The 12,174-nt window shown below is 63.0% G+C and carries 10 protein-coding genes; 9 read left to right on the forward strand and 1 reads right to left on the reverse strand.

The annotated features are described in order from the left end of the window. The first annotated feature begins 3 nt into the window (after positions 1-3). The 9 genes from ASE49_RS02420 to ASE49_RS02460 all read left to right on the forward strand — a co-directional run bounded on the left by ASE49_RS02420 (position 4) and on the right by ASE49_RS02460 (position 10,469). The gene (locus ASE49_RS02420; RefSeq protein ID WP_056768411.1) at positions 4-825 is read left to right on the forward strand and encodes a tetratricopeptide repeat protein; all 822 of its coding nucleotides are present in this window, start codon (positions 4-6) and stop codon (positions 823-825) included. Positions 826-886: 61 nt separating this feature from the next. Beyond that, the gene (locus tag ASE49_RS02425; protein WP_056768415.1) at positions 887-3,205 is read left to right on the forward strand and encodes a TonB-dependent receptor; all 2,319 of its coding nucleotides are present in this window, start codon (positions 887-889) and stop codon (positions 3,203-3,205) included. A 4-nt stretch (positions 3,206-3,209) separates the two neighbouring features. Next, a complete protein-coding gene (locus ASE49_RS02430) occupies positions 3,210-3,893 on the forward strand; it encodes a Fe2+-dependent dioxygenase (protein ID WP_056768418.1) in 684 nt (227 codons plus the stop codon). Continuing rightward, on the forward strand, positions 3,890-4,693 hold the full coding sequence (locus ASE49_RS02435) for a TonB family protein (protein WP_056768430.1): 804 nt from the start codon (positions 3,890-3,892) through the stop codon (positions 4,691-4,693). Before ASE49_RS02430 ends, ASE49_RS02435 begins: the two co-directional genes overlap by 4 nt. Before the next feature lie 210 nt (positions 4,694-4,903). Further along, complete coding sequence (locus ASE49_RS02440; protein ID WP_056768432.1) at positions 4,904-5,770, forward strand: AraC family transcriptional regulator; 867 nt, start codon at positions 4,904-4,906, stop codon at positions 5,768-5,770. Between the two features lie 154 nt (positions 5,771-5,924). Beyond that, the gene (locus ASE49_RS02445; protein WP_056768435.1) at positions 5,925-6,344 is read left to right on the forward strand and encodes a hypothetical protein; all 420 of its coding nucleotides are present in this window, start codon (positions 5,925-5,927) and stop codon (positions 6,342-6,344) included. A gap of 4 nt (positions 6,345-6,348) precedes the next feature. After that, positions 6,349-7,752, forward strand: coding sequence for an efflux transporter outer membrane subunit (locus ASE49_RS02450; RefSeq protein ID WP_235522788.1), 1,404 nt, complete (start codon positions 6,349-6,351; stop codon positions 7,750-7,752). A gap of 10 nt (positions 7,753-7,762) precedes the next feature. Continuing rightward, on the forward strand, positions 7,763-8,914 hold the full coding sequence (locus ASE49_RS02455) for an HlyD family secretion protein (protein WP_056768442.1): 1,152 nt from the start codon (positions 7,763-7,765) through the stop codon (positions 8,912-8,914). A 13-nt stretch (positions 8,915-8,927) separates the two neighbouring features. Continuing rightward, positions 8,928-10,469, forward strand: a complete 1,542-nt coding sequence (locus tag ASE49_RS02460) for a DHA2 family efflux MFS transporter permease subunit (RefSeq protein ID WP_056768445.1) — start codon at positions 8,928-8,930, stop codon at positions 10,467-10,469. A 964-nt stretch (positions 10,470-11,433) separates the two neighbouring features. On the opposite strand, the gene ASE49_RS02465 is transcribed toward ASE49_RS02460, so the two are convergent. Beyond that, complete coding sequence (locus ASE49_RS02465; RefSeq protein WP_200921944.1) at positions 11,434-12,150, reverse strand: dioxygenase family protein; 717 nt, start codon at positions 12,148-12,150, stop codon at positions 11,434-11,436. Between the last annotated feature and the right edge of the window lie 24 nt (positions 12,151-12,174).

The raw sequence follows: 12,174 nt of genomic DNA on the forward strand, positions 1-12,174 counted from the left end.
CGGTTGGGCACGCACATCATGCTCAGGAATCCGCGTGAAGCCGCCAGCGCTATACGCTGTGCCGCAAAGCGAGGGATCGCGCCCGCCCAGCTCGTTTATGGCCAACTCCTGCTCGATGGCCGCGGTGTGGTGCGCGATCCCGTCGCGGCGCTGACCTGGTTCGAGCGCGCCGCCGAAAGTGGCGAGTCCGAAGCCTGGAATATGGTCGGGCGCTGCCATGAAAAAGGCTGGGGGACGCCGCAGGACTATCGCCGCGCGATGCCCTATTTCGAGCGAGCAATCGCGCTCGATCATGTCTGGGCCAGGGTCAACCTCGCCCAGATCCTGATGCGCCTCGGCAACCCCGCCGAGCGGCCGCGCGCCTATCGTCTGTTCGAGGAAGCCGCCAAGGCTGGTAATCTCAAGGCGATCAATTCGCTGGCCCGATTTCTCGAGGAAGGCTGGGCCGGACCTGCCGATCCGCCGCGGGCGGTCGCCCTCTACCGCCTCGCGGCCGGGCAAGGCGACCACTGGGCGCAGTTTAACCTCGCCACCTTGCTCTATGCCCAAGGCAATCACGCCGAGGCGCTGAATTGGCTCGGTCGCTGCGTCGAGAACAGCGACGATGGTTTTCGCGGTCGCGTAGCTGCGGTCCTGCTCGACCAACCGGACGATCGGTTGCGCGCCATCGGCGCCGAAGCTCTTGCACGGTGCAAGCCGCTCGCGTCGCCGCCAGCGCCTCACGAACCGCCGCGCAGGCGCTTCACGGCGCTTGGGCGCGTGCTCCAGCGCGTGAGCCCCTTCAAGCCGCCGGGCGCTCGTGTCGCGTCCTTCAGCCGTCGCTGAACCACCCAATTCATAGCCGCGCGTCGTCGCGGCCCACCTTACGATCGAGGCCAAGATAGCAATGCAGTCACCATCTTTACGCTCTCACACCAGTGCGGCGCGCAACAGCCTCTCGGCCTCATCGCTTTCCGCCGGCCTTGCCACGGGGCTGATGTTGCTTGGCGCCGGCAAGGCGCACGCCCAGGACAATTCGCCTCCAGCCGACAAGCAGGATGCGCCTGTCCAGCTCGGTCCGGTTCGCGTCGGCGCGGCCGACGAGACCGGCAGCGGCCCTAACACCCTCCGCCACGGCACCAAGCTCGATCGCCTTCCCGGCGACATCCAGAGCACGCCGCAAACCATCACCGTCATACCGCAGGTCGTGATCGAACAGCGGCAGGCGACGACGATCGACCAGGTGCTGAAATATGTGCCGGGGGTCACGGTAGCGACGGGCGAAGGCGGCGGCGGCATGAACGGCGATGCGTTCCGCATCCGCGGCTTCGATGCCAAGGGCGACGTCTATGTCGATGGCCTGCGCGATTTTGGCGCCTACGTTCGCGATTCCTTCGCCGTCGAGAGCGTCGAGGTTTTCAAGGGATCGACGTCAGAAAGCTTCGGTAACGGATCGACCGGTGGCGTCATCAACCAGACCAGCAAGACCGCACATCTCGGCGACAGCTACAGTGTCACCGGCACGCTCGGCAGCGGGCTCCAGAAACGCATCGTCGCCGACGTCAACCAGCAGGTCAACGACACGACCGCTGTGCGCATCGTCGGCATGTGGCACGATCAGGACATGGTCGATCGCGACCATGTCTACGCCAAGCGCTGGGGCGTGCTCGGCTCGCTCGGCTTCGGCCTTGGGACGTCAACGACCTTCACGCTCAACTATATGCACCAGCATGGCGATCGGCGCCCCGACATGGGCGCGCCGATCCCGATGCCGCCGGCCGGCTATACGGGCTACACGCTTCCCGTCACCGAATATGGCGTGCCGAAAGACAGCTACTTCGGCAAGGAATCCGATCGCGACCGCACCAACGTCGACATGGTGACCGCGCGTTTCCATGCGGAGGTCAATGACTGGCTGACCATCTCGAACGACACGCGTTGGGCGCGCTACACGCGGTGGATGCCGTTCACGCCCACCATCTGCGGGATGGGCTTCGGTGGCTTCGCGGATTTCGGGACCTGCTCAACCGACGTACTCGCCGGCAATCTAAATACGCCTTACACGGTTTGGCCGGTCGTCGGCGACACGCAGAAGAGCACTGGTGGTCAGAATATCACGACGGCGATCGCGCGGTTCGATACGGGCGGCATCAAGCATGAACTGATCGCCGGCGTCGACGCATACTATCAGCGCAACCTGTTCGGGAGCCTGACGGGCTCCAGCTTGCGAACCGGCGGCACGCTGCTCGCCTCCGACTTCGCTAATCCTCCTGGTTTCACGATTTCCGAAGCCGGCGGGCGGATCCGCGCCCGAGCGTGGGATATCGGACTCTTCGCCAGCGATCAGGCCTGGCTCACACAAACCCTCTCGGTGACCGCCGGCCTGCGGTGGGACAGCTATACCGCCAAGTCGACGACACAGGCGGCGGACGGCAGCTACCCGCCTTATGCGAAGAGCGTCACGCATTTCCTCAGCCCGAAGGCATCGCTGAACTGGGAGCCGAGCCCAGGTCAGCACTATTATTTCAGCTATGCGCGCTCCTTCACGCCGGCCGGGCAGAACATAAGCTTCCAGGGCACGGTCTCCCCGGGCCAGCCTAACCTCGAACCGGACAAGAACCATACGCTGGAACTTGGCGGCAAATGGAGCCTGATCGGCGACCAGCTCGGAGCAACCGCTGCCGTGTTCCGCACGGTCAAGAATCGGGGCAGCTATAGCGACCCGGTAACCGGGGCTTCCGTGGCAAGCGGCGAGCGGGATCGGGTGCAGGGCATCGAACTGGGACTGACCGGCAAGATTACCAGAGCCTGGGAAGTCCAGGCCTCGTACAGCTATTACGACAGCAAGATCCTCGCGGCGGCGCCGCTGAGCGTCTTTGTCCCCGTCGACACGACAGGGAATGACGTAGCCTATGTCTCCAAAAACAACGTGGCGCTGTGGACGACCTATGACGTCGCCACCCTGATCCCCGGTTTACCGGGGAGGCTGCTGATCGGCGGCGGCGTCAATTACCGCAGCCATTATAACGGCGATCCGACCGAGATATACCGGATCCCGGCCGCAACCACATTCGATGGTCTGATCTCGTGGGAGGACGATCGCTATCGGGTCGCGCTCAACGTGACCAACCTCACCAACAAGCTCAGCTACACCTCCGCCTTCTTCTATCGTGCCGAGGTGGCACCGGGCCGGACCTTCACCGGAACGATCGCCGTGAAGTTCTGAAGCCATGCTGGTCGAGATACCGAACGTGCTGACCACGGCCGAACTCGCCGAGATCCGTCGCATCATCGATGCGGCGGACCTTGTCGACGGCCGCGCGACGGCGGGCGAGCAGGCTGCTCACGCCAAGCGTAACCTCCAGCTTCCGCAGGAAGGCCAGGCCGCGCGCGATGCGGGCGAGATCGTGCTCAAGGCGCTGGGCCGCAATCCGCTGTTCAACAGCGTTGCGCTGCCGTTCCGCGTCCTGCCGCCGCTGTTCAACCGCTACGAAGTCGGAATGGCGTTTGACGCCCATGTCGACGGCGCGGTGCGTGCCATGCCCTGGGGTGGCCCACGGATGCGTGCGGACGTGTCGTCGACACTCTTCCTCACCGACCCTGATGACTATGACGGCGGCGAGCTGCTGATCGAGCACGCCTATGGGACCAGCAGTGTCAAGCTGCCTGCCGGCGCGATGATCGTCTACCCGGCTGGTAGCCTCCACCGGGTCAACCCGGTTACACGCGGCACGCGGACCTCGGCCTTCTTCTGGACCCAGTCGATGCTCAAGGACGACGGGCTGCGCGCGCTGCTCTACGACCTGGACATGGCGATCATCGAGGTGCGTCAGCAGCTCGGGCAGGACACGCACGGCACGCTTAGCCTTACCGGTGTCTATCATAACCTGCTGCGTCGCGCGGTCGAGCTATGACTCTGATGGTCGCTCTGGGCGAAAACGAACCCGGCATCGGTGACGCGACACCATCGGGCCCGGCAGAGTCGGCGCCCACGATCCTGCCCGGGCCGAACGCTTCCGAACGATATGGCTATCGGCCCGACCGAAAGCGCTTTGCTTCCGCCTTCATCGTGACGACGCTGACCCACGTTGCGCTGTTGTTCGCCTTACTGACCTGGCACGTGGCGGTCAGGCGGCAGCCGCAGATGCCGCCGCTGACCGTGACCTTGCTCCCGCTCAGTCCGCCCGCACAGGTGGAGCCCAAGCCGGTCCAGCGACAGAAGGCGAAGCTCGTTGCTGGCAAGCCTCCGGTTGCCCGTCCAATGCAGACGCCGCTGCCCCCGTCGCCACCGGCGGAGATCTCTCCGGTTGCGCCGACGCTGCCCGCAGGGCCGCCCATAGTGTCACCTGCAACTCTACCGGTCGCCGCATCTTCTCCGGACACCGCGCCATCGAGCCCGCCGGTACGGTCAGCCGGCAAGGATAGCTGGGAAGCCCGCGTCGTCGCGCGTCTCGAAAGCCTGAAGCGCTTTCCGCCCGCGGCTCGGAGCCGCCGCGACCAGGGTGTCGCGACCGTCCGCTTTCGGGTCAATCGGCAGGGGGGCCTGCTATCCTCATCGCTCGAAGGCTCGTCGGGAAGCCGGTTGCTCGATCTGGAGGCGCTGGCGACCGTCGCACGCGCACAACCCTATCCCCCGATCCCCGCCGGCCGTCCTGACGAGATCGAAGTGGTCGTGCCGATCGAGTTTTTCCTCGGCACTCGCCGAAGGGGTTGAGGGCAAGCTCGGAACCATCGTGCTCCACCGAAAAGCAGGCCGGAGTCTCTGATCTAGCAGGTTTGTCTCGCGAGGTTGCCAGCCGCATGAGTGCGGTCAAATTGAGCGATATTGCCAAAATGTTTCGCAATGCCGCCATCTAGTTGAGAATCGTTCGCACGACTCGGGCTTTGCTGACAGAAGGAAGGCTGCCCACTCTGGACCACAACGATGCAAAACGACGACTATGAGGTTTTTGAGCCTACGGAGATTCCCCGGCCCGTTTCGGCGGTGGGGATGGAGCTTTTTACGGAAGGGTTCGAGCAACCGCCGCATCAGCACCGCAAGGCACAACTCATCCTGGCGGTCCGTGGCCTCATCACATGCGAGGTGGAGCACGGTCTGTGGATGGTTCCACGGCAGTGTGCGCTGTGGATCCCTGGCGACATGGAGCATAGCGTGCGCTGTGTCGGCGACCTTGAGATTTACACGCTCTTCATCGATCCCGAGCTTGCCGGCAATCTACCTGCGGAGTGCAGCACTTTCTCAACCGGGCCGCTGCTGCGCGAACTGCTGATCGCCGTGTCCCGCCTCCCGTCACTTTATGATGTCGACGGCGCTGACGGCCGTCTCATTCAGACCATGCTCGACCAGCTCGAGCGCGCGCCTGTGGGAAGTCTCCATCTGCCAATGCCGGCCGACCCACGATTGCGTACCATCGCCAAGGCCCAGTCGTCCGATCCCGGCAATCGCACGACCATCGGGGAATGGGCAAGGATCGTCGCCATGAGCGAGCGTAGCCTGTTCAGGCTCATCATGAGCCAGACGGGCATGAACTTCGGCCGGTGGCGCCAGCAGTTCCAGGTAATGTTCGCGATCGAGCGTTTGACCGAAGGCGCGTCGGTGCAGACCGTCTCGTTCGATCTGGGCTATGAAAGCGCGAGCGCTTTCATCACGATGTTCAAGAAGGTCATGGGACAGCCACCGGGGCAGTTCCTCGCCGCGCGAAGGAGCGCGGCTCCCTCGGCCACGCCGCAACAGAGCGATCCCAAACTCATAACCACCATGATGGAGGCTCAGCGCGCGCTGGGGTTTTGACACGAGGCGCTGCGAGATCTTGCCAACGTCCGCCAGAATTTCACGAACATCAAAGATTGGCAGTTTAGGTAAATCATCTGCCTGACGGGCAAAATCCAAAGTGACATGAAGAGCCTATGAGGGTTTGGATTGATCAACTTGTTGGATTCATGCCATGCTGGTGGACGACACACAATTTCCGATAGTGCGCATGCACTATAATCGCGCTGATGACCGAGGCGATGAAGTCAGTTTCCAGATTTTCGAACGTCTGTTGGGGCGTAATCAGCCCTTTGTCCTAGTCGGCTTAGGCGCAGAAGCTGATCAGGTTCAGTCGAATGAGGAACGAAAGCGGTTGACGCTTTGGATGAAGCGCAACCGTGAAGCGCTCCACACCTATGTCCGGGCGATGGTGTATGTCGAGCCGAGCCCGGCAAAACGCTTCTTGGCGAAAACCTCGGCCCCCATCTTCCAGAAGTTCTGGGGCTATCCAATCGTCGTTTCCGCTTCCGAAGCGGAAGCTGAAGGCGTTGCCGCGCGGCTGCTCGCAGGCGAGCAGCCCGCCCAGATCGAAGCGGAACAGCCTGATGCGTAGGAGAATGATCTGGACGCAGCTCGGCTTGGCAGCGCCGCTGCTCGCCAGCTGCGCGGCGCTGCCGAAACAAGGCGTGGTGCCGGCGATGCGCCCGGCCAGCGCCTTTGCAAGCACCGCCAGTCTGGCAGCGCCCGAGACATCCTGGCCGTCAGATCATTGGTGGGAGGGCTTCGGCGACCCGCAGCTCACCGCGCTGATCGGAGAAGGCCTGTCGGATGCGACCGATCTGCGCGTCGCGCAAGCACGGTTTGAACGGGCAGGCGCGCTGGTGCGAGAAGCACGGAGCCGACTGCTGCCGTCACTTCAGGCGAATGGGGAGATTGGCGGTACTAAGCAGAGCTACAATTATCTCATCCCGCGCGCGATCGCGCCCCAAGGCTGGAAAGACTATGGCCAGGCGACAATGCGGCTCGATTGGGAGCTGGATTTCTGGGGGCGGAACCGGGCTGCACTTGGTGCCGCGCGTTCAGATGCTGCGGCAGCCCAGGCTGAGGCGGCGGCGGCACGCTTAGTCATATCGTCTGGTATCGCCGAAGCCTATGCCGATCTAGCCGATCTTTTCGCGCAAGCCGATGCGGCGCGTCGCGCCGTCGAGATCCGGCGACGCACAGTCGAACTGATGGATGGGCGACGAGCCCAGGGGCTTGAAAATGCTGGTGCTGTCGAGCGGGCGCGCTCGGCGCTCGCCTCCTCTCAAGGAGAGCTTGCCGCCCTTAATGAAACCGTCTCGCTCACGCGCAACCGGATCGCTGTACTTCTCGGCGCCGGACCCGATAGGGGCCTTTCCATCGACCGGCCGACCGCGCGTGCGGTAGAAACGTTCGGTCTCCCCGCCAACTTACCGGCCGACCTTATCGGGCGTCGTCCAGACGTGATCGCTGCGCGACTGCGAGCACAGGCGGCAGCAAGTCGGATCAAGGAAGCCCGTGCTGCCTTCTACCCCAACGTCAATCTTGCCGGGCTGATCGGTCTTCAGTCCATCGGCATCGGCGATCTCGTCAAATCTGGCTCCACCTTCGGTACCGTCGGTCCAGCCATCAGCCTGCCGATCTTCGACGGGGGGCGGCTGACCGGCGCCTATCGCGCCGCTGAAGCCGACTATCGCGGTGCGGTTGCCGAATATGACGGCGCGCTCGCCCAGGCTCTGCGCGAGGTCGCTGATGCAGCCGCAAGCGAACGTGCGCTCACCGAACGCATCGCCAGAGCCGATGAAGCCGAACGCGCCGCGACCGCGGCCTGGACAGTCGCCGACAATCGTTACCGCGGCGGGCTGGCCACATCTCTCGATGTGCTCGTGGCCGAAGACGCTCTGATCGACACACGGCGCAACCTCGCCACGCTCCGCAATCGCAGGTTCGTCCTCGATGTCGCCCTCATCCGCGCGCTCGGCGGCGGCTTCCGTTCCTGAAGGATCTCCCATGTCCACCGAAACCCTCACAGCTTCCGTTCCATTGGCTGTCGATGAGCCGAATGACGCCGCCATGAAAGCCAAGCGCCGCAAGTTGTTCGCGATTCTTGCAATTGCGGTGTTTGGCCTCGGCACTCTCTATTGGGCCTACGTCTATTTTATCGCGTCGCGGCACGTCTCGACCGAAAATGCGTATGTTGGCGCCAATGTCGCCCAGGTGACGCCGCTGATCGGTGGCCCGGTGCGCGAGGTGCTGGTCGACGACGCTCAGCGCGTGAAGCGCGGTGACGTTCTCGTCCGACTCGACGATACGGACGCCCGCCTCTCGCTCGCGCGTGCCGAAGCCGAGCTGGCGCTGACTGAACGCCGGGTTCGTGGGCTCCTCGCAACCGATAGCGGCCTCGGCGCTCAGGTGATGGCACGCGGTGCCGATCAGGCACGCGCCGACGCGCGGCTGGTTGCGGCGCGCGCCGATCTCGCCAAGGCGAAGATTGATCTCGACCGTCGCGAAGCACTCGCAGCGTCAGGCTCCGTCTCCGGCGACGAGCTGACCATCGCGCGCAACGCTTACAGCACGGCCACGGCAAACCTGAAGGTCGCACAAGCGGAGAATGCGCTGGCGCAGGCCAATCGGACTTCGGCAGTAGGAAGCCGCGACGCCAATCGCGCCCTGATCGCGGACGCCACCCCCGAAGCCAATCCGGAAGTGCTGGCTGTGCGCGCCGCGCGCGATCAGGCGCGGGTGGACCTCGATCGCACGGTGGTGCGGGCGCCGTTCGACGGCATCGTTTCGCGTCGCCAGGTGCAGGTCGGACAGCGCGTCCAGGCAGGCGCGACGATGATGGTGGTGGTGCCTGTCCAGGCCGCATTCGTCGACGCCAACTTCAAGGAAGGGCAACTCGCCCACGTCGCACCGGGACAGCGCGTCACCCTCACCTCCGATCTCTACGGCGAGGATGTCAAATATCACGGCCGCGTCATCGGATTCTCCGGCGGTACCGGCGCCGCCTTCGCGGTGGTTCCCGCCCAGAACGCCACTGGCAATTGGATCAAGGTGGTTCAGCGCCTGCCCGTGCGGATCACGCTCGATCCGAAGGAACTGGCCCAACATCCGCTGCGGGTCGGACTGTCGATGAACGCCACCGTGGATCTCTCGAACTAAGCGGAACCTGGATATGACGGACACTGTCGCCAAGCCAAACATGGCGAGGCCGCTCACCGGCGCGACCCTCATTCTTGCCGCGCTGCTGATCGGGCTGGGCAATTTCCTTGTCGTGCTCGACACGACCATCGCTAACGTTTCCATCCCGCACATTGCCGGCTCGCTCGGTGTGTCGGTGACGGAGGCGACCTGGGTCATCACCTCCTATGCCGTCGCTGACGCCATCACTGTACCACTGGCGGGCTTCCTGGCTCGGCGCTTCGGCGAGCAGAGGGTGTTCATCTCAGCCTTTATAGCCTTTGGCGCCTTTTCACTGCTGTGCGGCCTGGCACGCTCGCTTGAGATGCTTATTGCGGGTCGGGTTCTGTTGGGTCTTGCCGGCGGCATGATCATACCCCTGTCGCTGACACTGCTGCTGCGCATCTTTCCTGCCGAAAAGGCGACCCTCGCGACGATCGTCTGGGCGATGACCACCACGGTTGCGCCGATTGCCGGACCCATCCTGGGGGGCATCATTTCCGACAACGCCGGCTGGGAGTGGATATTCTTTCTCAACGTGCCCGTAGCAGCCGCCGGCGCCGCGGGTCTTTTCTATCTGCTGCGTGGACGGCCCGAGAAGACGGCCCGATCGCCAATCGACGGGGTCGGCCTCGTCCTCCTCGTCATCTGGGTCGCATCGCTCCAGATCGTACTCGACGAGGGGCGCAATCGCGACTGGTTCGCGGCGACCGAGATTCGCGTAATGGCCGTTGTTGCGGCAATCGGCTTCATTTCGTTCCTGATCTGGGAGCTGACCGCAAAACACCCCATCGTGAACCTGCGCGTCTTTCGGCATCGCGGTTTCGTCGTCGCCTCCGTCACGTATGCACTGGGCTTCGGCGCCTATTTCGCGACTGTCGTCCTTATCCCGCTCTGGCTCCAGCAGAACATGGGCTACACTGCGACGTGGGCTGGGTATGCGACCGGCATAATGGGCATATTCGCGGTGCTCGCCTCACCGGCCATCGGTGCTGCCGCCGCCAAAATGGACGTGCGGTTGATCATCTCGACCGGGATTGCCGGGATGGGGCTCATCTCGCTTTGGCGGACCGGATTCACGCCGGATATGACCTTTCTGCAGATGGCCTGGCCGATGCTGCTGACCGGGCCTTTCCTGATGATGTTCTTCATTCCGGTCACTGGTTTGTGTATCGCCAGCGTCGAGCCGGACGAACAGGCCGACGCCTCGGGCATCTCCAATTTTCTGCGCACACTCACCGCCGCCTTCGCCGCATCGCTGGTGCAGACGGGTTGGATCAACGCCGCGCGGATCAATCATTCCGAACTGGTCGGCGCCATGCAACAGGGGCCCTCCACGATAGAGGCGATGGTCGCGTCGGGTCTGTCGCACGAAACGGCGACGACCTTGCTGAGCAATGTCGTCGAAAGCCAGAGCGTGATGCTCGCCACACTCAACATGTTCGCCGCGGTAGCGTTGTGTTTTGCCTTCACCGGGGTGTTAATCTGGCTGGCACCGAAGCCGAAAGGTCCGATCGATACGAGCGGGGGGCATTGAGGCGGAAGTTCCGCAGCCTTGCGAGGAATGGGAATAGCTTATCTGGTCGAGACGCCTACGCCATCGCGCGGGTCGCTCCGTAAGAACGCGGAAGCCTTCTCGATTGTTCTGGTGTTTCGGGAATAGCCGCTGCGCGTCATCAACGGGTACACGCCCGGCGGGTTTGAGAAGCTTATCATCGGCACCGGCGTGCCTGCCACGGCGCGCACCTTACCTCCCGCGAATTTGCCACAGCCAAATCCGGAAGTTCTCAAGCGTTTGATCGAAGAGATCGGCATGCGCGGTCCACGAGAGGGGAATAAAGATGACGATTCTCTGAGCCCGGCTAGAAGCTCGACGCGCTATACGCACACTTCAAATTGCACACCCTCTGACGCCGCGTCACTGACCCGGCCGCTCTCGCTGAAGCTCTCGGGCTTACTGCCTCGCCCATAACACCATGCCACGACGGACTTCTTGATTGTCTTCGAAAGATGGCTCCCCGAACGGCGCGGCGAGCTTAGGCCTGACCGCGATTGGCCGCCTACTCGCGATGGGTCACAATCTCATTTCCCGAGACCACCTGATCACACGATGTCTCGCGGAGCGGAATCCGCCATTAGTTCACCGGGTGATTTTGCCCAAAGCGCTGCCGTTTTGCAAAGTCGCGAGTCGGCTTTGAATTTGTTGCTTATCTGGGCCGGCGGCGGTAAATTTCACTCAACCTTGATTGAGGCATCGAGCTACCGATTCAGGGCGGCTTTGCAGGGCACTGCCGATTGTCCCTGAAGACGAGATTTCAGCAAATCGAGATATTTTCCCTTTGAAAACAAAAGGGAAACTTTTTACGGTCCTTGCGTTCGGTAAGGGTGGACCAAAGAAATATTTTTCTCTTAAAATTCAACTCGTTATGCTTCGATGAACATGGAGTGGGAATGACGGGGCGTATTATAGCGTAGCATATCCCCGAGCCTCGAGCCTCTACCTAACCAAGGGCCTCGGCCAGTTGGAAGTCGCCGCGCAGGGAAAACCAGGTGCCGTCCATCTGCCTGTTTCCCCAAGCGGTGCCGCCCTCATGCCGTTCGAAGTGACGGATCAGGGAATTCTTCACTCCGAAAACAACATCTGAAAACAGCCAGTCGTCATCCTGCGCAAACAAGTGGGTGACCAGTTTGCGATGGCCAGGCGCTTCGACCAGGAAGTGGACGTGCTCCGGGCGGAAGGGATGACGACCTTGGGCCGCGAGCATTTCACCGACCGGGCCGTCCGTAGGGATGGGGTAGGCTGTGGGGCGGATCGTCCACAGATGAAAGCTGCCGTCCGCCTGCGTGCAAAAGCGACCCCGCCCAGACAGCGACGTTATGCCGGCGGGCCCCTGGAGATCGTAGAAGCCATCGGCATCGCAATGCCAGATATCGACGATCGCATCGGGCAAGGGCTTCCCCGATGCCGACCTGACCGACCCGGTGATCAACAGCGGTGTGCCGGTCAACCCTTCGCTGATGTCGTCGCCATCGGCAAACGCAGGCGGCGGTGTGTAAAACGGGCCGAACACCGTCGTTGCCGTGGCGCCGGTGGGCAGGCGATGGTTGATCGCATCGACCAGCATGGATGCACCGAGCGTGTCGGATAGCAGAATGAACTCCTGGCGCGCTTCGCTGCACATCTGGCCGGTGCGCGTGAGAAAGTCGATCCCCGCCATCCAGCGACATATCGATGGCGCGCA

The sequence above is a fragment of the Novosphingobium sp. Leaf2 genome, assembly GCF_001421325.1.
GTDB lineage: Bacteria > Pseudomonadota > Alphaproteobacteria > Sphingomonadales > Sphingomonadaceae > Novosphingobium.